Genomic DNA, 22,150 nt, shown 5'->3' with positions numbered 1-22,150 from the left:
GCGATGACCGGATCCGCAATCGGCACGCCAGAAGGACGGGAGCCATTTGACCGGCTGCTCGGCGAATTGCGGCCGAAACTGCACCGTTATTGCGCCCGCATGACCGGTTCGGTGATCGATGCCGAGGATGTCGTCCAGGAAGCTACGGTGAAGGCGCTCGAGGCGTTCCCCGGGACCGGGCCGATAGCCAATGTCGAGGGCTGGCTGTTCCGCATCGCGCACAACGCAGCGCTCGACCACCTGCGCCGTCGCGCCAGGGTGGATGCCGCGCATGCCCTCGAGGATATCGACACGATACCTGACCCCGGCATGTCGGCCGAGGGCCGGCACACTGCAGCCGCAAGCCTGCGGACCTTCATGCGCCTGCCGGCAGCGCAGCGTAGCAGCGTCATCCTCATGGATGTGCTCGGCTATACGCTCGAAGAAATCGGCAACATAATCGACAGCAGCGTTCCGGCGGTGAAGGCCGCGCTTCATCGCGGCCGTCTGCGCCTGCGCGAAGTCGCCCGCGAGCCTGACGATCGGCCCGTGCCGTTGTTGGCCGAGCCCGAGCGGGCGCGTCTGGCAGCCTATGTAGAGCGGTTCAACGCCCGCGACTTCGATGCGATCCGCGACATGCTGGCCGAAGACGTGCGGCTTGATCTCGTCAACCGGCTGCGGGCGAGTGGTCGCACGAAAGTGGGCCGGTACTTCCACAATTACGCGAGTATCCACGACTGGCGGCTGCTTCCAGGCCTGGTGGATCGGCGACCAGCCATTCTGGTGATCGATCCGGATGACTCAGCCGGAGGGCTAAGATACTTTATCCTGCTGGAATGGGCGGACGACAGATTGGCGAGAATTCGCGATTTCCGCTATGCGCGCTACACGCTTGACGGCGCCGAGGTGGTGGCCCTGCAAGCATAGCAATTCTTCTTTCAGAATATCGAACCGAGCACTGGCCAGACCGCTCCCGCGAAACGCGCCAGCTATTTTGGATCGCGGCCGCTTGCCATCCAAGCGGCCGCCCTTTTCCGTCGATCCTGCTTTAAGCCGGTTGCAACTCCCGGCGCGGCAGCGGCGGGAAGGCGATCGCAATCGCCATCGCGCCAAGCCCGACAAGGGCCGAGCCGATGAACAACCAGGAATAGCTGGCATAGGCATCGAACACCATGCCGCCGGCGAGCGGGCCGAAAGCCATGCCGAGGCTGGACAGCATGGTTACGGCACCGAACACCGTGCCGAGGATGCGCTGGCCAAAATATTCGCGCGCCAGCACCGCATAGAGCGGCATGACGCCGCCATAGGTGGCGCCGAAGATGACAGCGAGCGTGTAGAATTGACCAAGCTCGCTGACCGCCAGATAGGCTGCGATGACCACGGCCTGTATGGCCAGCCCGGTGATCAGCACCGGTTTGACGCCCAGCCGATCGGCAAGCACGCCGTAAAGCAGCCGGCCACCCAGCCCTGCCAGGCCCTCGATGCTGTAGATGCTGACCGCCGCCATCGGCGCTATGCCGCACAGCATGGCATAGCTCACCATATGGAAGATCGGCCCCGAATGCGCTGCGCAGCAGGCAAAGAAGGTCAGTCCCAACACGATGAATTGAGGCGAGCGCAGCGCCTGCGGAACCGTCATGCCGGCGCCCTCGGCGGCAACGCTTGGGGCAGCGCCGTCGGCAGCGGGCTTGGGCGGTTGGCGCACAAGAAGCGCGGCCGGCAGTAGCAGCACCCACGCCGTTATGCCGATATCGAACATTGCGGTACGCCAGTCGTAGGCCGAAATCAGCCAGCGGGCGAAGGGCGAGATGGTCATTGGCGCCACGCCCATGCCGGCCGAGACCAGCGAGACGGCGAGGCTGCGGTTCGTGTCGAACCAGGCGGATGTGAGCGCGATCATCGGCGCGAAGAAGGCGCTTGCCGCGAGGCCGACGAGCACGCCGTAGGCCAACTGGAAAACGAGCAGCGAGCCGGTGCGGCTGGCCAGGACCAGCGCCAGGCCGAGCAGCACGGCGCCGGTCATGACGACGATGCGGGCGCCGAAGCGGTCGTAAATGGCGCCCCAGGCGAAGCCGCCGAGGCCCATTACCAGGAAGTTCAGCGTCATCGCGCTCGATATGCCGGCACGCGACCATTGTGTGTCGAGTGCCATCGGTTCGAGGAAGATCGCCAGCGAGAACATCGCCCCGAGGGCGACACAGGTCATCAGCGCGCCAGCCGCGACGATGACCCAACGATAGGGAAGGCTCATTTCAATTTTCTCCCATGCCGGAAGCGTTGATACGGCACGACCTTTTCGAGCTTCGCCGAGCCGCTTGCGTCCGAAGGACGTTGGACAACTTTTGAATCCGACAATCCGGTTGCATTTTTTATCCAGTCGGTGCGATGGCGCCATTCCACGGCTTTGCTGGCCATTCCACGGCTTCTGGATTGACCGCGCACCGTTCGAAGCTAGATTTCCAAGCGGCGATCAGGAGCTGTCAAGCATGGCAAATCAGGAACTTCATCGCGGCCGTCTCATCGACCACGTCCAGCTGGTGGTCAGGGATCTCAAGGCCAGCCGGCGTTTCTACGAGGCAGTTCTCAATGTGCTCGGCATACCGATCGGTGGCGCCGGCGATGATTATTTCTGGGCCGATGAGCTGTTCATTTCCAGCCCCGACAGCCCGGCGGCCCTGGGAAAGCTGACCGGGCGCCATCACCTAGCCTTCCAGGCAAAGGACCGTGCGATGGTCGATGCCTTCTACAAGGCCGGGCTTGAGGCGGGCGGCACCGACAATGGCGCGCCGGGCGAGCGGCAGCACTACCATCCCGGTTACTATGCCGCCTTCCTGCTCGACCCCGACGGCAACAACATCGAGGCCGTCCACCACGGCCCGGCCAGCCGCAGCGCCGATTCAGTGAAGATCACCTTCTAGCTTCCGGTAAGGTGGTTCGCACCGGCCGGCACGGTTGGTCTCTGCCAAAACCTGGGTGCTTGCCCAGACCGCGTCTGCCCTATCGCATCAGCGCCACCATCTGGCCCGCCAGGAAGTCGACGAACAGCCGTGCCCGGACCGGCAGCTGCCGCCCGTAGGCATGGACGATGTGCACCGGCATGGTTGGCATCGCCACTTCGGGCAGGATGCGGACCAGGCGGCCCGTGTCGAGATCGTCCTGCACGGCAAACCGCATCAGATGCGCGATGCCGGCGCCGGCAAGTGCTGCGTTGCGAATGGCGCCGCCGTCGTCGGTGTCTAACCGGCCATCCGGCACGATCATCGTATCGTCGGCAAACGTGACCGGATAAGGCCGGCCCGCCATCTGGTAACGGATGAAGTCATGGTTCGCCAGATCCTCGATCGAAGCCGGACAGCCGCGCCGTGCGACATAGGCCGACGAGGCCACCAGCACGATCGGCAGATTGGCAATCTTGCGCGCGACGAGCCCGGTGTCTGCGAGCGGCCCCATGCGCACCGCAACGTCATAGCCTTCGCGGATCAGGTCGGCGTGACGATCGGTGACACTGAGCTCCAGTTTGACTGCGTCGTGCTGCGCAAGGAACGCCTGCGCCCATGCCGCGATCAGGCCGCGCCCGAGTTCGACCGGCGCTGTGACGCGCAACAGGCCGCGCGCCGTATCGGCCATCTGGACGATGTCCTCGGCATCGTCCAGCGCCCGGAGCAGCGGCGCCACCCGCTCGTAATAGGCGAGGCCTTCGCTGGTCAGCCCGACCCGGCGCGTCGAGCGCTGGATCAGCCTGACGCCTAGTCGGCGCTCGAGCCGCGCCACGCTTTTCGACACCGCCGAGGGGCTGGAGCCGACCAGCCGGCTGGCGGCATGGAACGAGCCGGCTTCGACGGTGCGGACGAAGGCGACGAGACCGGCGGTCTTTTCGAGAATGGTGGTCATTCCCGAATTCCAGGCACGAAAGAATGGATCATGATGATCCTAATACGCCTTTTAATCATCATTAAATACCGATCATCGTCGACAAAGGAGAGATTGATGAGCAAGCTGAACGGCAAGGTCGCCATCGTCACCGGCGCGTCAAAGGGTATCGGCGCCGCCATTGCCAAGGGTCTTGCCACGGCCGGTGCCGCGGTGGTGGTCAACTACGCCTCGTCACGGGAAGGCGCCGACCGCCTCGTCGCCGAGATCGAGAACCGTGGCGGCCGCGCCGTCGCCGTCCAGGGCGACGTATCGCAATCGGCCGACGTGCGCCGCCTGTTCGAGGCGGCAAAATCGGCGTTTGGCGGGCTCGACATACTGGTCAACAATGCCGGCGTCTTCGCATTCGAGCGCCTGGAAGCGGTGACCGAGGCCGAGTTCCACCGTGAGTTCGACACCAATGTGTTGGGCATCATTCTGACCACGCAAGAAGCAGTGAGCCATTTTGGCCCGGGCGGCGGCAGCATCATCAACATAAGCTCGGTTGCCAGCCGCAATCCGCAGCCGAACTCGCTCGTCTATGCCGCCACCAAGGGTGCCGTGGACACGATCACGCTGTCGATGTCGCGGGAGCTCGGCGCCCGCAACATCCGCGTCAACGCCATCGCGCCCGGCGGCGTCGACACCGAAGGCCTCGCGCGCATTGGCATCGTCGGCAGCGAATTCGAGAAGCAGATTATCGCCATGACCCCGCTCGGCCGCTTCGGCCTGCCCGAAGACGTCGCCCGCGTCGCGGTGTTCCTCGCCTCCGACGAAGCGTCATGGCTGACCGGCGAGCGCATCACCGCCTCGGGCGGCTGGCGGTAGCATGGACGCGCGAACCTACCGTTTCGCGGACCATGCCCACGCCGCGCGACTCACCGCAATCGATGACGAGAGCGATCCAAGCCCTATGTTTCGGCGAGGGAGGAGCGCCGTGCGCTATCGATGACGACGCAATGCCAGGGAGGTAACGGATGACGGGCGACGAAAAAGCAATCCGAAAGCTGGTCGAGACGTGGATGGATGCGAGTAGGCGTGGAGACATCGCGACCGTCCTCAGTTTGATGACGGACGACGCGATCTTCATGGTTCCCGGCCGGGAACCCTTCGACAAGGAGATCTTCGCGGCAGCCGCGCGGGAGACGGCCGGCGTTCATATCGACGGCACGAGCGATATCGTGGAACTACAGCTTCTCGGCAATTGGGCCTTCATCCGCAGCCACATCGACATGACCGCGACCCCGCCGAATGGCGAGCCGCTCCATAGATCGGGATATGCACTGACGCTCCTGCGCAAGGAGGCGGATGGTGAGTGGCGGCTCGCGCGCGACGCGAACCTGCTGACCCTGCAAGGCTAGAGCCGGTCTCCGGCATCTCTGCACCGGAAGGCGCGCCAGGGGGAGCAATAAGGTGGCGAAGATGCGTTCAAGGTCGCCCTGAACAGCATTCCCCTCCTCCATCTGATCACACCGGTAAGAGGGCATTCGGCTTGACATCGGCGATGGAGGCGAAAGTGTGTGTTTCGCGCACGCCGGGCAGAGGCAGAATAATCCGCTGCAGGAAATCCTGGAACACCGCCATTTCAGCGATCCGCGCCTTGACCAGATAATCGAAACCGCCAACCACCATATGGCACTCCAGAACCTCCGGAGCTTTCGCCACGGCTTCGGCAAAGCGGTCAAAGACATGCGGCGCCGTGTGGTCAAGCCGGACCTCGATGAACACCAGCGTTCCCCTGCCGACCTTGCGCGGATCGAGCATAGCCCTGACCGCGGTGATGAACCCGTCGCGGAACAGGCGCTTCACCCGCTGGCTGGTTCCGGTCGGCGACAGCCCGATACGCCCGGCCAGATCAAGCGTCGTCCGGCGCCCGTCCTCCTGCAGCAGCCTGAGCAGGCTGCGGTCTATCTGGTCGAGATCGCCCATTTCACAATCCACGCTATCTCAGGGGTTTGTGTGTTGATTTCACGCAGAGATGCCAAAATCAACGTATTTCATCACATTATGCCTCGCAATAGCCTGCGTTTACCTCACCCACAAAGCAAACGTGGTGAGCCGATTTCGACGAACAAAAGGAGTGCAGGATGACCAAGGAAGCGTTCAGCCCAGCTGGCAAGAGTGCGGCGGAAATCAGCAAGGGAGCGACCGAGATCCTGGTACTGAGCGAAGCCGACGTGATGGCGTGCATCGACCTCAGCCAGCTTCTCGATGTTCTGGAAGACGGCTTCAAGGCGCTGTCACAAGGTAAGGTCGTCAATCCACCCCGGCCACAGCTCGACATCCCCGGAGCCGGCTACAGCCTCGCCATGCCGGCCTGGATGGAGGGCATGAACCTGACCGTCAAGATCGTCAATGTCTTCGAAGGCAATCTAGCCAAGAACCTGCCCAGCCACCTTGCCACCATCAGCCTGTTCGATCCGCTGTACGGCCTGCCGGTCTGCATCATGGACGGCACCTTCATAACCGCGGCGCGAACCTCCGGGTCCGCCGTGCTGTCGGTGCGCGCGCTTGCCCGCCGGGATGCCAGGATAGCGACAGTGGTCGGCGCCGGCGTGCAGGCCAACCAGCACCTGCATCTGTTGCCGCTGGTGCGCGACTTTGCCGAAATCCGGGTCGCTTCGAAGAGCTTCGACGATGCGGCAGCGCTTGCCCGGCTGCATCCGTCGGTGGTGGCGGTCGCCGATCTCGAGGCGGCGGTGCGCAGTTCCGACGTGGTGTGCCTGGCGACCCACTCCTACCAGCCGGTGATCGACCCAGGCTGGGTCCAGCCGGGCACGCATGTCTCGTCGGTCGGGGTGGCGCCGCCCGGCGGTGAAATGCCGATCGAGCTCATCGCCAAATCCAGTCTTTTTGTCGAAACCAAGGATGCGTTCAAACCGACCCCGGTCGGTTCTTGCGAGCTTGCCGGCTTCGACCCGGATTTCGGCACCGAGCTTGGCGCCATGCTGCTCGACCGCGCGCCGGGTCGTGTTTCCAATCAACAAATCACCACCTACAAGGCGATGGGCATTGCGATGGAAGACATGGTCGCCGCCGATCTCGCCTATCGTTGCGCCAAGCGTCTGCGCAAGGGAAAGCTCATCGTGCTGTAGGCGCGTTCCGCGAGCCAGGCGGGATCGACCTTCCTGACAATGGCCCCCTCGCGGAAGCGGCCGGGCTAAAGGCGGCCTCTCAGGCCGGCTCGCGCTTCAGCGCCTGCGCCATGCAGTGGATGCCGCCCCCGGTCTTCGAGATTTCGCTCATATCGATGGCCGCCACCTCGAAGCCGCGCGCCTTGAGCTGGCCGATCAGCGTCTGGCTGGACGTCGGCGCGATCACCCGATCCTTGCCCAGCGACATGAAGTTGCAGCCGAGCGCCATCGTGTCCTGGAACGGCACGTCGATGATCTCGTGGCCCTTGCCTTTGAGCCAGTCGACGATGCCCGGCTCCGTACAGTCAACGCAGACGGCGGTCAGTTTTTCGGCGATCGGCACCACCATCAGGTCGATATGGACGTAATATTCGTCGATGAAGGCGATGCGGGTCTCCCAGCCCTCCTTGTCGAACCAGGCCTGCACCTGGCGGGCGCCCTCCTCCTGCGTGCGGGCGCCGCCGCAGCCGATCAGCACCACGCCATCCTCGATGACATTGAAGTCGCCGCCTTCGAAGGTGCCGGCGGTGACCATGTCGTAGATCGGGATGCCGAGCTTTTCATAAGTGCGGATCGCGGCGTAGTTCTCGCCGCGCCGCCACCACTGGGCCATGGCGGTGATGATGGCGCCGTAGGGCGTCATGACGCTGGAATCGCGCGAATAGACCTGCATCGGCAGCTCCGGCGTCGGCTCGTGCCAGTGGATGTTGACGCCGAAATGCTCGTAGGCGGCGGCGAGGTCCTTGTGCTGTGCCTGCGCGATCTGGACGTTGCAAGGCGCCTCGCGCAGATGTTTTCGCGACAGCGAGCTGGTCGAGAGATGGCGCAGGAAATTCGGCGAGCCGAGCAGCACGTCGGTCAGCACGTCGGTCTCGTTGGCAAAGCCCCAGGCGGTCAGCGGCTTGGTGCCACCGGCCGGGTTGCGGCGCTGCAGCGAAAACGGCTCGGCGACGATGCGGTCATGGACGGTCATAGGGTTCTCCTCGTGAAGGGGGCGGCTTGGTAGATCATGCGGCTTGGTTGCCTGGTATCCACCAGTCCCGTCCGCGCGGGGTGGTGACATATTCCGGCCAGCGAAATCCAATCGGCGGCTCGTAGTCGCAGAGCGGCGCAATCCAGCTCGTGCCGCCGATCCCGCCGCCGGTGCGGGCGACGAATTCGTCCATCGCCGCCTTGCGCGCGGCCTCGTCTTCCAACAGGCGAAGTGCGGCGAGCGCGATGGTCTTTGCTGCGCAGGTGACCATCGGGTCGATCGTGGCAGAAATGCCGCCCAGCGCATTCATCGCCCAGGACGGAAAAGCGTGGCCGTTCTCGGACCGCAGCGCCGGCCGGGCGACGTAGAACCGCGCCGTCGGCGCGTGCCACGACATGTCGGTGTAATCGTCGGAGGTCGAATTGAGCTGCGATGGCGGCAGGTCGCGGCGCAGCAGCGCCTCGGCCGCCTGCGGCGCAATCAGCCGCTCCAGTTCGTCGATGAATGGTTCTTCGGTCGCCTCGCCGCCGGCATTGACCTGGATTTCGCGGGCGATCGCCTTGGCCGTCTCGTCCCAATGCGGCGGCCCGACCGCCGCCAGCGCGTCGAAGGCAATGCCGGCCATGACGTGATTGGCCAGCCCCGGCCGCGACTTCGACACCCAGTGCCGCTCGTGGCGGCAGCCGCTCATCCTGGCTGCGGCTTCCGCATTGCGGTCGAGCACGGCGGTGACCTGTTCGGCCATCGCCAGCGTCGGCGCGCGGATCATGTACTGGATCTCGGCCAGCCCGGCCGGCAGATTGTCGGCGGTCGCCTGGCCCGCCGTCAGGATCGCCTCGCTGATCGACCAGCCGCCCTGATGCGGCAGCATGGAATCGCGCAGCGCCTTGGAGGCCATATACATCATCATGAGCGCGTCGTTGGCGCCGGGCGCACGCACCGCCGAATGCGCCTGCGGAATGGGCGCTGCATCGCTTGCGCGAACCCAATTTTCGGGTTCGTCGCACACAAAGCGGTAGATCATCGCATAGGCGGCCCCGCAATGCGTGTCCCAGCGCGCCGTGTTGCAGAGCGGCAGCATGTAGAAGGGATGGAAGGAGATCATGCCTGCCAGCCCATCGTAATAGCCCTTCGCGGCATGGATCGGCTTCGATCCCCGCACCTTCTCCGCCGGCTCGCCGGTGAAGCGCAGCGTGCCTGATATGCCGTGGCGCTGCATCGCCGCCTTGGTCGCCAGCAGCCCGCCGAGGCTGGCAATGCCGAGGCCGGAATGCGGATCGGTGTGGCCGCCGGCCTGTTCGCCAAGGCCCGGACGCGGTCGCTTCACCGTCGCCGCATCCTGGCAATTGCCCGGCACCGCATCGTATTCAGCATACAAGCCGATCGTCGGGCCGGTCCCGTTGGTCCAGTGGGCGCAGAAGGCGGTCGGCATGCCGCCCGAGCCTTCCTCGACCGAAAAGCCTTCGTGTTTCAGATGCTCCACATACCAGGCCGCCGACTGGTATTCGCGCCAGGCGGTCTCGCCGAAGTCGAAGATGGTCCGCGTCCACGCCGATAGCGACGGCTGGATGTCGTCCAGACAGGCAAGCGCGGTCGCTTGCGCCGAGGTCACCGGTATCTCCATCCGTCAAAGAAAGCAGTGAAGCGTCTCGCCAAAAAGTGATATGTTTTTCCGGCTCATGCAAATTCGGTTCACCTCTTGCGAATTCCCTCCACTCAAGCGCTGCGCGCCCTCGACAGTTTTGCCCGCCACGGCAGCGTCTGGCGCGCCGCCGACGAACTGCATTTGACCCGCAGCGCCGTCAGCCATCAGCTTCGCCTGCTCGAACGCGATCTCGGCTTCGACCTGCTCGAGCGCATCGGCAAGGGCGTGGCACTGACGCCGCGCGGCCAGCGCTATGCCAGCGATGTGCGCAAGGCGCTGACGGTGCTGGGCGACGCGGTGACGCGCCATGCCGGCAGCGGCGTCGGCGGCTCGTTTAGTGTCAGTTGCACTCCTGGCTTCGCCTCGCTTTTCCTGTGCACGCACATTGGCGAATTCCGGCAGATGTATCCCGATGTCGCGCTCCGCATCCTGACGCCGCGCCGCCTCGATGACGTCAGCAATGCCGAGGCCGACGCCTTTATCGCCTTTGGCGTCGGCAACTGGCCCAACCGCGCGGTCGAGCTGTTGTGCGAAATCTCCTTCACGCCGCTGTGCAGCCCGACGCTGCTCAACAAGATCGGCGGCTTCTCCAAGCCCGCAGACGTGCTACGCGCCAATCTCCTGCATCTCGGTGACACCGAGGACTGGGCGCGCTGGCTGGCGCTGTCCAAGGTCGAGAACCCCGACCCGGAAGGCGGCATCTTCTTTTCCGACATGAACCTGGTCTTTTCGGCGGCGATCGCCGGCCAGGGCATCGCCATGGGCGACGAGCTGACCAGCGGCCGGGCACTGAGCGAAGGCCGGCTGGTGCGCCCCTTCGACATCGCGATCAATTCACCGCGCTCCTATTTTCTGGTTTCCGAGCACGCCAAGGCGACGCATCCGGTGCTGGAGGCGTTTGGGCGGTGGCTGAGGTCGAAGCTGTCGGAGAACCAGCGTTAATCTCCCCCCGGAGGGGGAAGATTGGGGCATAGATGAATCAAATTTGCCGATCAGGCGAAAACTATTCGGTTGCGGTGAGCCGCCGCCCTGCCTACGATTTCGCCTACGCTAAGGAAAGGGCAGGATGCAGCAACCCGGCCGGGCCGCAGAGATCAAGGCAATCGGGATCGGCAAGAGCTTCGGCTCGTTCCGTGCGCTGGACGATCTGACGCTCGATATCGGCCGTGGCGAGTTCCTCACCCTGCTCGGCCCCTCCGGTTCCGGCAAGACCACCTTCCTGATGATCCTTGCCGGCTTCATTCAGCCGACCGACGGTCGCCTTTACAGCGACGGCGTCGACATCACCGAGCGGCCGGCCGAGCAGCGCGCCGCCGGCATGGTGTTCCAGGGCTACGCGCTGTTCCCGCATATGAGCGTCGAGGCCAACATCGCCTTCCCACTCAAGGTGCGCAAGAAATCGGCGGCTGAGATCAAGCGCCGCGTCGGCGAAATGATCGAGCGCGTCGGGCTCAAGGGCCACGAGAAGAAACTGCCGTCGCAATTGTCCGGCGGCCAGCAGCAGCGCGTGGCCCTGGCGCGGGCACTGGTCTTCGAGCCTGGTGTGCTTTTGCTCGACGAGCCGTTTTCGGCGCTCGACAAGGGCCTGCGCGGCCAGATGCAGGCCGAGATGAAGCGGCTGCACCAGGAGACCGGCACCACCTTCGTCTTTGTCACCCATGACCAGAGCGAGGCGCTGGCATTGTCGTCGCGCGTCGCCATCTTCAACCATGGAAAATTGCTGCAGGTCGGCGCGCCGGACGAGGTCTACGACCGGCCGGACAACCGCTTCGTCGCTGAGTTCCTGGGCGAGATCAACATGCTGCCGCTGAAGGGCGTGCGCCCGGCCGACAATGGCTCGACGGGCGTCTGCGAAGACCGCGCGATCAGCATGCGCTGCAAGGCCGAGAAGGTCCGTGGCGACGCCATCCTGGCGATCCGGCCCGAATACATGTCGATCGCGCCGGAAGCGGCCGCGGGCGAGAACGGCATTGCCGCCACTGCCGTTGCCTCGACCTATCTTGGCGCTGCGACGCGGCTCGATCTCACCACGCGTCAAGGCGCCAAGGTGACGGTTTCGGTGCCGAACGAGGTCGCCGCCTCTGCGCTCAGCAAGGGCAATTCCGTCTGGCTGACCTGGCCGGCGGAAAAGGGTTTCCTCCTTCCGGACGGAGGACAATGACGATCGGCGTGGCGAATTCGCCAAGCTGACTTTCAGGAAATGCCAACGACAAAAAAGGGGAACTAACATGACAAACGACACCAAGAAAAATTCCATCGAGGCGCTGTCCGCCAGGGCAGTGCGCGGCGAGATCTCGCGCCGGCAGTTCACGCAGCTGGCCGCAATGGTGCTGGCCGGCACGCCGATGCTGCTGCGCTCGACCGGCGCCTTTGCCGCGGCAAAGGAACTGGTGCTGGTCAACTGGGGCGGCGACGCCATTACCGCCTATGACGCGGCTTACGGCCAGGCCTTCACCAAGGAGACCGGCATCACCGTCAAGATGGACGGCTCTGGCCCGACCGAAGGCGCAATCGCGGCGCAGTTCAAGAGCGGCGCGCCGACCTGGGACCTGGTCGACGTCGATCCGTTCTCGGCCATCACGCTCGGTGCGCAAGGCATGCTCGAACCGATCGATTATTCGATCGTCGACAAGAAGAAGATGCGGCCGGGATTTGGCTGGGAATACGCCGCCTCGACCTATTTCTTCTCCTACGTCATCGCCTACGATGCCGAGAAATACGGCAGCCAGGCGCCGACCGGCATGGCCGACTTCTTCGACGTGGCAAAATTCCCCGGCAAGCGCTCGCTCTACAAATGGGGCGTGTCGAGCTGGGAAGCGGCACTGCTTGCCGATGGCGTCGCGCCGGCCTCGCTCTACCCGCTCGACCTCAAGCGCGCGCATGACAAGATCGCCGCCTTCAAGGAGAACGTCGTCGCCTATTGGGGTGGCGGCGCCGAAAGCCAGAGCGTGCTGCTCAATGGCGAGGCGTCGATGGCGATCGTCTGGTCGACCCGGGCTTCGCTTATCGAGCAGGATTCCGGCGGCAAGATCAAGTTCATCTGGGACCAGGGCCTGATCTCGCCCGGCGCGCTCGCCGTGCTCAAGGGCAATCCCGGCGGCAAGGATGCGGCGATGAAGTTCATCGCCAGCACGCAGGACCCGGAGAAGGAACTCATCATGTTCGAGAAGCTCGGCCAGGGTCCGGCCAATCCGGCCGCCGACGCGCTGATCCCTGCCGACAAGAAGCGCATCAACCCCGTCGATCCCGAGAACATGAAGAAGCAGATCCCGCTCGACATGGATTGGTACGCCAAGAACTACGGGGCGGCACTCGACGAATACACGAAGATCATCTCCGCCTGACAAGCCGGGATAACCGGATGAGAGCATACCTCTCCGACAGGATGGGCGCGGCGCTGTTGATGGCGCCGCTGCTCCTCTTTCTTGCGCTAGCCTACGCCTGGCCATTCCTTGGCGTGGTCAAATGGAGTTTTACGCTGCCCACGACGGGGCTGGGGCAGTACAATGCGCTGCTCACGGATCAGTTGGTGCAGTCGGTCTTCATCCGCACGCTGCGCATCGCGGCGATCGTGACGATCGTTTCAGTTGCCGCCGCCTACGCCATCACCGTTGTCTGGGTGCGCGGCACGCCCGTGCAGCGTGTCGTGGCCGAGTTCTGCATCCTGGTGCCGTTCTGGATCTCTGTGCTGACGCGCGCCTTCGGCTGGGTGGCGCTTTTGTCCAATCGCGGCCTGATCAACACCTGGCTGCAGGCGGTCGGCTTCATCTCGGAGCCGCTGGCGCTGGTGCGCAACGAGTTTGGCGTCATCGTTGGCATGACGCATTTCCTCATCCCCTTCGCGGTGTTTCCGCTGGCCTCTTCGATGCGCAGCCTCGACGACCGTGTGCTGCTGGCGGCGCGCGGCCTCGGTTCCAGCCGCATGCGCACCTTCTGGTCGGTGTTCGTGCCGATGACCCGCTCCGGCATCATCGGCTCGGCGCTGATCGTTTTCGTCTTTTCGCTGGGCTTCTTCGTCACGCCGGCGATCCTTGGCGGCGGCCGCAGCGTGATGATCGCCGAGCTGATCTATCTCCGCATCTTCCAGAGCCCGGACTGGGGCCTGGGTGCTGCGATCAGCGTGGTGCTGGTGCTGTTCGTCGGCGCGCTGATGGCGCTGCTGTTCCGCTATATCAGACCAAAGCAACTGGTGTAGCGCGATGCCGACCTACCGCCCCGGTCCCATCTCGCTGATCCTCGCCGCCCTGGTCGCGCTGTTCCTGCTGCTGCCGCTGCTCGCCGTCATTCCGGTGTCGCTGACGCCGAGCCGCATGCTGGCGATGCCGTCCGGTGAACTGTCGCTGCGCCATTACCGGGCGCTGATCGAGGATCCGCGCTGGATCAATTCGATCCTGCTCTCGATCAGGATCGGCGTCGTCAGCAGCGCCTTTTCCACGGTGCTGGCACTCTGCTTCAGCCTCGGCGTCTGGATGTTCCAGCCGCGCTTCACGGCAGTATTGGTCGGCTTCGTGCTGCTGCCGATGGTGGTGCCGCCGGTGGTATCGGCAATCACGCTCTATTTCCTGCTGACCTCGATCTCGGGGTTCTCGTCGTTCTTCGGCTATGACACCTGGCTGGGTGTCGCCATGGCACATGCGGTGATGACGGTGCCTTTTGCCACGGTGCTGATCCTGGTGTCGCTCAGCCAGCTCGACCGCCGCATCGATCTCGCCGCCCGCGGCCTCGGCGCCACAGTGTGGGAGCGCGCCACCCGCATCATCATGCCCAACATCAAGTTCGGCATCGTCACCGCGGCACTGCTCTCCTTCGTGCTGTCCTGGGAAGAGATCGGCGTCACCCTGTTCATCACCTCGGTCAACGCCATCACGCTGCCGCGCTTGATGTGGATGGGCCTGCGCGACAACATCGACCCGGCGATCGCCGCACTCTCGGTGATCCTGATCGTCATCACCGTGCTGGTGCTTGTGGCGCGCAGCCTCGTGGTCAGGCTGCGCGCGGCACAGTGAGGGCCGCCTCACGCCGTGGTGACTGGCGCGAATGAAACCTTGCGCTACGATTCTCGTTATAGGTAGTTCAACACGTCGAAGGCTTCGCCATGAACCAAGGATGGTTTTCCAAGCCGGTTGCGGTTGCGGTCGGCATCGTGGGAGATATCCGCAACATTTCCAACGCACGGCAGGCTGTCGAATTACTGGAGGCCCACTGGCGTGACGCCGGCAGCGCCAAACACGGCTTGGCACTGCGCACATGCCGCCGCGCCATGAGCGACGACCGCTGGACCGAAGCCGCCAGGGACGCGTTCGTCGAGGCCGCGCGGGAGGCGCACGTCCTGGTCGAGCGAGCCGTCGAACCGGAGGGCCGATCCCGGCAGCGGGGGCCGTGATCGATTTGTGAGAGCCTCGGTGGTTCGGCGGATCTATTGCATCTCAGGCAGCATGGAGCCTTGGAATGGCGCTGACGTCGACCTCGCGCTCAGCGTGCCACGCATCGTAAGCGGCCTGCATCCTGAGCCAGATCGCGGCGCCGTCGCCGAACATCTTTCCAAGGCGCGCCGCGACAGCCGGCGACACCGGCTTCTTTTCGCGGATAATATCGTAAAGCTGCTGGCGCGAGATTCCGAGCAGATTGGCGATTTCCACCTTGGTCTTGCCGGTTGCCGGGATAATGTCGTCGAGCAACGCCCCGGGGTGGGATGGGCAGCGCTCCATCGGACGCATCGGTTCATACACGCTCATAATCGATTTCTCCAATCTAAGCCGTCTCAATGGTACTGTTCGAAATCGACGCGGGCAGCATCATTGGCGTCGAATTCGAATGTGATGCACCACGGCCCGTTGACATGCACCGTGTAGCGGGTCGGGTTGAAGCCCTTCAAAGCGTGGAAGTCGAAGCCGGGCAGGTCCATGTCATCAGGCCTTTCCGAGACTTCCAAGCGGTCAAGCCGGACAAGGATGCGCTTATGCATCTTGGCGTCGATCTTCCCGGTCTTTCCGGTTTGAAAGAGGTCCGCCAGCGCCTTGTGCTTGAACGACTTGATCATACCACATGTAAGCATATTGCTTACGCTGGTCAAGCAGGTGTAAGCAAATAATTTACAGAATGGTCCGGGTCTGTCAGAGGCGATGATCGCGTCCGCTGGAGGCTGGGGAGTATCGGCCCAAAACCAGGCGGAGCTATGTCACAGTGCCGCTCACTATCCCATCGCGTGGCGGATTCTCTTGGACAGGCGGCTCAAAAATGCCGGCCTCGACGACGCATCAAGCTTCCACATCAGCACCGCGGTGGCCATTTTCCGCGGCAACACCCCGACCGACAGGAACCACGCGGCAAGGATTGCGCGCCGCCGCAGGGATGCGGTCATTTCGAGGCTGGCGACCGCGCCGGCCGCCCCGAGCGCCAGCCGGGAATCGTCGGCCACGGGATGTCGGTCTCTGTCCGCGCAAAGCGACGCCAGCCGCTCTTCCAGGTGGACCGGATCGTGGCGCACGGCATCCGACGGCACGATGGTCAGGCCGATCCCGGAGGCCTGGTCCGACAGCGCCTGCATGCGGCGGAAATCGTGAGTTACCCGCCAGCGTGCCCGCTCGGCGAGCTTTTCACCGAAGACTGAATGGTTGGCGCCGTGGATCCGGTAGGCGCCGAGGCATTCGTCGATCGATTGGACATGCCCGTACATCGGCGCCAGCGTTGCCAGATAGCCGTCGGCGCCCTGGCGGAACTCCGGCTCCGGGATCGGCATGATCGATTCCAGCGTTGCGCGGTCGAAGGCGAGCCCGCTGGTCACGGTCGTCTGATAGCGGCCCTTGTGCAGGAGTTTCGGCATGACGTCACCGCTGTCGAAGGGCAGTTCGGGTGGCGGAAAGACATCCTTGATGCGTTGCCTTTCGTCGACGATATGCAGTCTGGACTGCACCTGGGCAGTTGCCTCGTCCCAGGTCTCGACGATGGTGGAGACAGCGGTCGGATAAAGATAATCGTCGGCGTCGAGGAACAGGACGATCTTGCCCGAGCTCGCCGCAAAGCCGGTGTTGAACGCCGCCGCGTGTCCGCCATTTTGCGCTCGCGGGCAGGCGAGGATCTCGTCGCGATAGGATTCCATGATTGTCGTGGAATTGTCCTGCGATGCATCGTCGACCACGATGACTTCAACATCCGCGTAGTCCTGCTCGAGGGCGCTGTCGATGCTGCGTTTGAGGAACCGCGCGTAGTTGTAGTTCGGGATGATGATGGATACCGGAATCCTGTTTTGGACAGACTGCATCGCGTTTGACCTCGCATCTTGCTTTGGTTCGGCAAAGGCCCTCATGGGCCGCCCCCTCTTCAAGCGCCCTCTTGGCACGGAACGAGTTCCCTGGGAGAAAGCCTGCGCTTTCCACGAGGAGACCGGTCACGTTTCGCTTTGCGACTTCGTACTGAGGCCGCCATTGCCTTCGAGGCTGCTGCCATGGTCAGGGGTCGGCGGCAGCAAAAGCTCCGACGATTTCGGCAAGGATGAGATTCAACCGAGCCCGACGGAAATGTCTCGCCTCGCGATCAGGTCGGGAGCGAAGCGGACGGGTGCCTTGAAGGCATGGCGGATACTGGCCTTCAAATGCGGCTGGAACAAGCCCCGCGTCGAAAACAGGGCCACTTCAGGTTGCGTTTCAGGCGGCATGCCACGACCGCCGGTGCTTTTGCCCGGAGCCGGCGAACCGCCTCCGGGCTTAAAGCCATGTGGCCTAAACAGTCAGGCGGCCTGCAAACCCGGCAGCGATAGGTCGACTTCCTCCGGCAAGTCGCCGGCCATGGCGGCGGCAAACTTCGTCTGGTCGAGTTCCCCCTCCCAGCGCGCCACCACCACTGTCGCCACGGCATTGCCGATGAAGTTGGTCAGCGCCCGGCATTCCGACATGAAGCGGTCGACGCCGAGGATCAGCGCCATGCCCGCGACCGGCACGGTGGGTACGACCGAGAGCGTCGCCGCCAGGGTGATAAAGCCGGCGCCGGTGATGCCGGCGGCACCCTTGGAGCTCAGCATGGCGACGGCGAGCAGCAGGATCTGGTCGCCGTAGGTGAGCGGCGTGTCGGTCGCCTGCGCGATGAACAGCGCCGCTAGCGTCATGTAGATGTTGGTGCCGTCCAGATTGAAGGAATAGCCGGTCGGGATGACCAGGCCGACCACCGAGCGGTTGCAGCCGGCGCGCTCCATCTTGGCCATCAGGCCCGGCAATGCCGCTTCCGAGGACGAGGTGCCGAGCACCAGCAGCAGCTCTTCCTTGATGTAGCGGATCAGCGCCAGGATCGAGAAGCCATTGTAGCGGGCGACCGCGCCGAGCACCACCAGCACGAACAGCAGCGCGGTCAGGTAGAACGTGCCGATCAGCATGGCGAGGTTGGCGATCGAGCCGATGCCGTATTTGCCGATGGTGAAGGCCATCGCGCCAAACGCGCCGATCGGCGCGGCCTTCATCAGGATGGCGACGAGGCGGAAGATCGGCGTGGTCAGCGCCTGCAGGAAATCGACGACCGGACGGCCGCGATCGCCGACCAGTGCCAGGGCGACGCCGAACAGCACCGAGAAGAACAGCACCTGCAAAATGTCGCCCTGCGCGAAGGCGCCGGTGATGGTGTCGGGGATGATGTTCATCAGGAAGCCGACGATGGTTGTGTCGTGCGCCTTCTCGGCATAGGCCGCCACCTTGGTGGTATCGAGCGTCGCCGGATTGATATGCATGCCGGCGCCGGGCTGGACGACATTGGAGACGACCAGGCCGACGACCAGCGCCAGCGTCGAGAACACCAGGAAATAGATCATCGCCTTGCCGGCGACGCGGCCGACCTTCTGCAGGTCGGAAACGCCGGCTATGCCGGTCGCCACCGTCAGGAAGATCACCGGCGCGATCACCATCTTCACCAGCTTGATGAAGGCATCGCCGAACGGCTTCATCGCCTCGCCGGTTTCGGGATAGAAATGGCCGAGCAGCACACCGGCGGCGATCGCCGCCAGCACCTGCACATAAAGATGCCGGTATAAGGGTACTTTGCCGCGCGGCTCGGCGGCAGCGATTGCTGTCTGCATGACGTCCTCCATGGCGCCCCGATCGAAAGCTCGACTCCCCGGGGCAGTTGTTTTGACCAGCAGCCTCGCGACTGCCGAATTCGTGTTTGCAACAGCCGTGCCAGATACGCAGAAGAGCTTTTCATCATTGATTTTGTTGAATATTCGCAAGCGTCCGCAGTGCTGGACGCATAGACAAGTGCGAATCTCCGCATAGGTCGAATTGTGTTTTGTGCGAGTTCATGCACAAATGGGCGATGCTGCAACGCCCCGCCGGTGCCTTGTCTTCGACGCCCGAGCAACTCGCCAGGCGGGCGCGGCGAGCCTGGCTGCTGTTTGCGGCCGTCGCCCTGCTGATCGTCACGGCAGCGCTCTACGGCGCCGGCCTCTACGGCCGCAAGACCGAGGTCGAGACCTTGGCGGCGCAGGGGCGTACCGACGCCAATCTGAAGGTCGCGCTGCTGCGCGCCGTGCTCGAAAGCCCGCGCGCCCTACCCCTGCTTTTGTCTGCAGACCAGCAAGTGCGTGACGCGCTATCGCAAAAAAATGCCGCGGCAATCGATGTGCTGAACCGCAAGCTCGAGGGGCTGGTCTCCGGCACCAAGGCGTCGGTACTCTATGTCGTCGGCACCGATGGACTGGCGATCGCCTCCAGCAACTGGCACGAGCCGATCAGCTTCGTCGGCAACGACTACCGTTTTCGCGATTATTTCTCTGGCGCGATGCAGGCCGGAACCGCCGAGTATTTTGCGCTCGGCAATGTCAGCAAGCGTCCCGGCCTCTACATTTCGCGGCGCGTCGGCGATGCAGCCGCACCGCTCGGCGTCGTCGTCGTCAAGATGGAGTTCGACCAGCTCGAAGCCGACTGGCGCGAGGCGAACCGCCCCGCCTATGTCAGCGACGAGAACGGCGTCGTCCTGATCACCAGCGTACCGTCCTGGCGGTTCATGACAACCGCGCCGCTGGCCGCACCCAAGCAAGCCGCAATTCGCGACAGCCAACAGTTCGGCGACGCGCCGCTTGTGCCGTTGCCGATCATGCACCTGCAGGCGCTCAGCCCGGATGTGTCGGTCGTCCACGCGGTGACGCCCGGCGGCAGCGACGCGCAGTATCTCAACCTTTCCACGCCGGTCCCTTCGACCCCCTGGCGGCTCGACTATCTGATCCCGGCTGAAGCGCCAATCGCCGCTGCCGTCCGCGAAATGCGGCTTCTTGCGTTAGGCGTCGTCGTCCCGCTGCTCGGCTTTGCCGCGTATCTGTTGTGGCGCCGACAGTCGGCGCAGATGCGGATTGCCGCCGAACAGGCGGCCCGCACCGAACTCGAACGCCGCGTCGTCGAACGCACCGATGATCTGAGCCGCGCCCGCGACCGGCTGCAGGCCGAGATATCAGACCACCGCAGCACGGAAGCCAAGCTCCAGATCGTGCAGCAGGATCTGGTCCAGGCCAACCGCCTCGCCATCCTCGGCCAGGTCGCCGCAGGTGTCGCCCATGAGATCAACCAGCCGGTCGCCACCATCCGCGCCTATGCCGACAACGCCCGCACCTTCCTCGACCGCAAGCAGACCGGGCCGGCCGAGGAAAACCTCGGCGCCATCGCAGCCCTTACCGAACGCATCGGCTCGATCACCGAGGAGTTGAAGGCATTTGCCCGCAAGGGCCGCACCGCCGCCGAGCCTGTCGAACTGCGGGGTGTCATCGAGGGGGCCGTCATGCTGTTGAGAAGCCGCTTTGCCGGCCGGCTCGACGCATTGGCCATCGACCTGCCGCCGCGTGCCCTCAAGGTCATGGGCAATCGGGTGCGGCTCGAACAGGTGCTGATCAACCTCTTCCAGAACGCGCTCGAAGCACTCGACGGCCGCGCCGACGCTCATGTGCAGGTATCGGTCGAAGAGACCGCGGACGGCGTGACGGTCGGCGTGTCCGATAACGGACCTGGCATTCCGCCAGGGATTCTCAAATCGCTGTTCACGCCGTTCAACACCTCCAAGGAAAAAGGCCTTGGCCTTGGTCTCGTCATCTCAAAGGATATCGTCGCCGATTATGGCGGTCGCATCGAGGTTTCGAGCGACGACGGCGGCACCCGCTTCACCATTCATCTCCAGACAGCAGCGTAAGCCATCATGACGAACGACAATGCCGCGCCGGTGGTCCTGATCGACGACGACCGCGATCTCCTCAAGGCCACCGCGCAGACGCTGGAGCTTGCCGGCTTCTCGGTCTCGGCCTTTGCGGTGGCGGCCGAGGCGCTGGCCAGGCTCGACGCCGGTTTTGCCGGCGTCGTGGTGTCGGATATCCGCATGCCTCAGATTGACGGGTTGCAACTTTTCAACCGCATCCTGCGGCTGGATGCCGACATTCCCGTCATCCTCGTCACCGGCCACGGCGACATCGCCATGGCCGTCAAGGCGATCAAGGATGGCGCCTACGACTTCATCACCAAACCTTTCGCCGCCGACCGGCTGGTGCAGAGCGTGCGCCGGGCAGCGGAAAAGCGCCGCCTGGTGATGGAGAACCGCGCCTTGCGCGAGGCGGCCGGAGAGGCGCAGGACAGCCTGCCGCTGATCGGCCAGACACCGGCCATGGACAGGCTGCGCCGTACACTACGCCAGATCGCCGATACCGATGTCGACGTGCTGGTCACCGGCGAGACCGGCTCCGGCAAGGAAGTGGTGGCAAGCCTTCTGCATCGCTGGAGCCGCCGCGCCAAGGGCAATTTCGTCGCGCTGAATTGCGGCACGCTGCCGGAGACGGTCATCGAGAGCGAGTTGTTCGGCCATGAGGCCGGCGCCTTCACCGGCGCGCAGAAGAAACGGATCGGCCGCATCGAGCACGCCAGCGGCGGCACGCTGTTCCTCGACGAGATCGAAAGCATGCCGGTCTCGACACAGGTGCAGATGCTGCGTGTGCTGGAGATGCGCGAGGTCACCCCGCTCGGCACCAACGAGGTGCGGCCGGTGGATCTGCGCGTCGTCGCCGCCGCCAAGGTCGACCTCGGCGATCCGCTCCAGCGCGGCGCTTTCCGCGAGGACCTCTACTACCGGCTCAACGTCGTGACGATCTCGATCCCGCCGCTGCGCGAGCGCCGCGACGATATCGCCCTTCTGTTCTTCTATTTCGCCGAGCGCGCCGCCGCCCGCTTCCACCGCCAGGTGCCGGCAGTGCCGGCGACGGTGCATCGCCATCTCAGCGATCATGACTGGCCGGGCAATGTGCGCGAACTGGCGCATTTCGCCGAGCGGTTCGTGCTTGGATTGGAGGAAGGCGCCGAAGCCCCTGCCCCGACCCAATCGAACGCCGCCATGAAGCTGCCGGAGCGGCTGGAGCGCTACGAGGCCGACATCATCCGCGAGGCGCTTGGCCGCAACGAGGGCGACGTCAGGCGCACGATCGAAGCGTTGGGGATTCCGCGCAAGACCTTCTACGACAAGCTCCAGCGCCACGGCATCGTGCGCAGCGATTTTTCCAGGTAA

Annotated in this window: 23 protein-coding genes; 13 read left to right on the top strand and 10 right to left on the bottom strand. The window is 64.2% G+C overall.

The window, feature by feature from the left end; all coding sequences use genetic code 11:
- Nucleotides 1–3 precede the first annotated feature (3 nt).
- On the top strand, nucleotides 4–906 hold the full coding sequence (locus AC0L2X_RS14485; protein ID WP_352489954.1) for a sigma-70 family RNA polymerase sigma factor: 903 nt from the start codon (nucleotides 4–6) through the stop codon (nucleotides 904–906).
- 121 nt (nucleotides 907–1,027) lie between these two features.
- On the opposite strand, the gene AC0L2X_RS14480 is transcribed toward AC0L2X_RS14485, so the two are convergent.
- Complete coding sequence (locus AC0L2X_RS14480; RefSeq protein WP_352451471.1) at nucleotides 1,028–2,230, bottom strand: MFS transporter; 1,203 nt, start codon at nucleotides 2,228–2,230, stop codon at nucleotides 1,028–1,030.
- Entirely contained in the window at nucleotides 2,227–2,394 is a 168-nt protein-coding gene (locus AC0L2X_RS14475; RefSeq protein ID WP_352709485.1) for a hypothetical protein, read from the bottom strand. Before AC0L2X_RS14475 ends, AC0L2X_RS14480 begins: the two co-directional genes overlap by 4 nt.
- A 71-nt stretch (nucleotides 2,395–2,465) precedes the next feature.
- On the opposite strand from AC0L2X_RS14475, the gene AC0L2X_RS14470 reads away from it, so the two are divergent.
- Nucleotides 2,466–2,897 carry a VOC family protein gene (locus AC0L2X_RS14470; protein ID WP_352489951.1) on the top strand — a complete coding sequence of 144 codons (432 nt, stop codon included), beginning with the start codon at nucleotides 2,466–2,468 and terminating at the stop codon, nucleotides 2,895–2,897.
- Nucleotides 2,898–2,976: 79 nt separating this feature from the next.
- Here the strand turns inward: AC0L2X_RS14470 and AC0L2X_RS14465 are convergent, their stop codons facing one another.
- Nucleotides 2,977–3,870, bottom strand: coding sequence for a LysR family transcriptional regulator (locus AC0L2X_RS14465; protein WP_352489950.1), 894 nt, complete (start codon nucleotides 3,868–3,870; stop codon nucleotides 2,977–2,979).
- A gap of 96 nt (nucleotides 3,871–3,966) precedes the next feature.
- Here AC0L2X_RS14465 and AC0L2X_RS14460 point away from each other — a divergent pair, with 96 nt between their 5' ends.
- The gene (locus AC0L2X_RS14460) at nucleotides 3,967–4,716 is read left to right on the top strand and encodes an SDR family NAD(P)-dependent oxidoreductase (protein WP_352489949.1); all 750 of its coding nucleotides are present in this window, start codon (nucleotides 3,967–3,969) and stop codon (nucleotides 4,714–4,716) included.
- A gap of 149 nt (nucleotides 4,717–4,865) precedes the next feature.
- Nucleotides 4,866–5,249 (top strand): YybH family protein, encoded by a 384-nt coding sequence (locus AC0L2X_RS14455; protein WP_352489948.1) that lies wholly within the window; start codon nucleotides 4,866–4,868, stop codon nucleotides 5,247–5,249.
- Between the two features lie 106 nt (nucleotides 5,250–5,355).
- On the opposite strand, the gene AC0L2X_RS14450 is transcribed toward AC0L2X_RS14455, so the two are convergent.
- On the bottom strand, nucleotides 5,356–5,817 hold the full coding sequence (locus AC0L2X_RS14450) for an Lrp/AsnC family transcriptional regulator (protein WP_352489947.1): 462 nt from the start codon (nucleotides 5,815–5,817) through the stop codon (nucleotides 5,356–5,358).
- Between the two features lie 158 nt (nucleotides 5,818–5,975).
- On the opposite strand from AC0L2X_RS14450, the gene AC0L2X_RS14445 reads away from it, so the two are divergent.
- A complete protein-coding gene (locus AC0L2X_RS14445; protein WP_473558123.1) occupies nucleotides 5,976–6,983 on the top strand; it encodes an ornithine cyclodeaminase family protein in 1,008 nt (335 codons plus the stop codon).
- A gap of 79 nt (nucleotides 6,984–7,062) precedes the next feature.
- On the opposite strand, the gene AC0L2X_RS14440 is transcribed toward AC0L2X_RS14445, so the two are convergent.
- On the bottom strand, nucleotides 7,063–7,995 hold the full coding sequence (locus tag AC0L2X_RS14440; RefSeq protein ID WP_352489945.1) for a dimethylarginine dimethylaminohydrolase family protein: 933 nt from the start codon (nucleotides 7,993–7,995) through the stop codon (nucleotides 7,063–7,065).
- 34 nt (nucleotides 7,996–8,029) lie between these two features.
- The gene (locus AC0L2X_RS14435) at nucleotides 8,030–9,619 is read right to left on the bottom strand and encodes a zinc-binding metallopeptidase family protein (RefSeq protein WP_352489943.1); all 1,590 of its coding nucleotides are present in this window, start codon (nucleotides 9,617–9,619) and stop codon (nucleotides 8,030–8,032) included.
- A gap of 75 nt (nucleotides 9,620–9,694) precedes the next feature.
- Here AC0L2X_RS14435 and AC0L2X_RS14430 point away from each other — a divergent pair, with 75 nt between their 5' ends.
- From AC0L2X_RS14430 to AC0L2X_RS14405, 6 genes are all read left to right on the top strand, one after another.
- On the top strand, nucleotides 9,695–10,582 hold the full coding sequence (locus AC0L2X_RS14430) for a LysR substrate-binding domain-containing protein (protein ID WP_352489942.1): 888 nt from the start codon (nucleotides 9,695–9,697) through the stop codon (nucleotides 10,580–10,582).
- Nucleotides 10,583–10,706: 124 nt separating this feature from the next.
- Nucleotides 10,707–11,801, top strand: a complete 1,095-nt coding sequence (locus AC0L2X_RS14425; protein ID WP_352489941.1) for an ABC transporter ATP-binding protein — start codon at nucleotides 10,707–10,709, stop codon at nucleotides 11,799–11,801.
- A 67-nt stretch (nucleotides 11,802–11,868) separates the two neighbouring features.
- Nucleotides 11,869–12,984, top strand: a complete 1,116-nt coding sequence (locus tag AC0L2X_RS14420; protein WP_352489940.1) for an ABC transporter substrate-binding protein — start codon at nucleotides 11,869–11,871, stop codon at nucleotides 12,982–12,984.
- A 17-nt stretch (nucleotides 12,985–13,001) separates the two neighbouring features.
- A complete protein-coding gene (locus AC0L2X_RS14415) occupies nucleotides 13,002–13,835 on the top strand; it encodes an ABC transporter permease (RefSeq protein ID WP_352489939.1) in 834 nt (277 codons plus the stop codon).
- Between the two features lie 4 nt (nucleotides 13,836–13,839).
- A complete protein-coding gene (locus tag AC0L2X_RS14410; RefSeq protein ID WP_473558117.1) occupies nucleotides 13,840–14,646 on the top strand; it encodes an ABC transporter permease in 807 nt (268 codons plus the stop codon).
- Between the two features lie 89 nt (nucleotides 14,647–14,735).
- On the top strand, nucleotides 14,736–15,023 hold the full coding sequence (locus AC0L2X_RS14405) for a DUF982 domain-containing protein (protein ID WP_473558114.1): 288 nt from the start codon (nucleotides 14,736–14,738) through the stop codon (nucleotides 15,021–15,023).
- Nucleotides 15,024–15,066: 43 nt separating this feature from the next.
- Here AC0L2X_RS14405 and AC0L2X_RS14400 read toward each other — a convergent pair whose 3' ends face one another.
- From AC0L2X_RS14400 to AC0L2X_RS14385, 4 genes are all read right to left on the bottom strand, one after another.
- A complete protein-coding gene (locus tag AC0L2X_RS14400; RefSeq protein WP_352455430.1) occupies nucleotides 15,067–15,375 on the bottom strand; it encodes a HigA family addiction module antitoxin in 309 nt (102 codons plus the stop codon).
- Between the two features lie 26 nt (nucleotides 15,376–15,401).
- Nucleotides 15,402–15,680 carry a type II toxin-antitoxin system RelE/ParE family toxin gene (locus AC0L2X_RS14395; RefSeq protein ID WP_352489936.1) on the bottom strand — a complete coding sequence of 93 codons (279 nt, stop codon included), beginning with the start codon at nucleotides 15,678–15,680 and terminating at the stop codon, nucleotides 15,402–15,404.
- Nucleotides 15,681–15,833: 153 nt separating this feature from the next.
- Complete coding sequence (locus tag AC0L2X_RS14390; protein WP_473558111.1) at nucleotides 15,834–16,901, bottom strand: glycosyltransferase family 2 protein; 1,068 nt, start codon at nucleotides 16,899–16,901, stop codon at nucleotides 15,834–15,836.
- Between the two features lie 465 nt (nucleotides 16,902–17,366).
- Nucleotides 17,367–18,698, bottom strand: coding sequence for a dicarboxylate/amino acid:cation symporter (locus AC0L2X_RS14385; protein WP_352489933.1), 1,332 nt, complete (start codon nucleotides 18,696–18,698; stop codon nucleotides 17,367–17,369).
- A 236-nt stretch (nucleotides 18,699–18,934) separates the two neighbouring features.
- Between AC0L2X_RS14385 and AC0L2X_RS14380 the strand changes: the two genes are divergently transcribed.
- Complete coding sequence (locus AC0L2X_RS14380; RefSeq protein WP_473558108.1) at nucleotides 18,935–20,794, top strand: sensor histidine kinase; 1,860 nt, start codon at nucleotides 18,935–18,937, stop codon at nucleotides 20,792–20,794.
- Between the two features lie 6 nt (nucleotides 20,795–20,800).
- The gene (locus tag AC0L2X_RS14375) at nucleotides 20,801–22,150 is read left to right on the top strand and encodes a sigma-54-dependent transcriptional regulator (protein WP_473558105.1); all 1,350 of its coding nucleotides are present in this window, start codon (nucleotides 20,801–20,803) and stop codon (nucleotides 22,148–22,150) included.

Source organism: Mesorhizobium sp. WSM4828, assembly GCF_055811175.1.
Note: the sequence above shows the minus strand (reverse complement) of the source record. Positions and strands in the feature narration are given on the sequence as shown.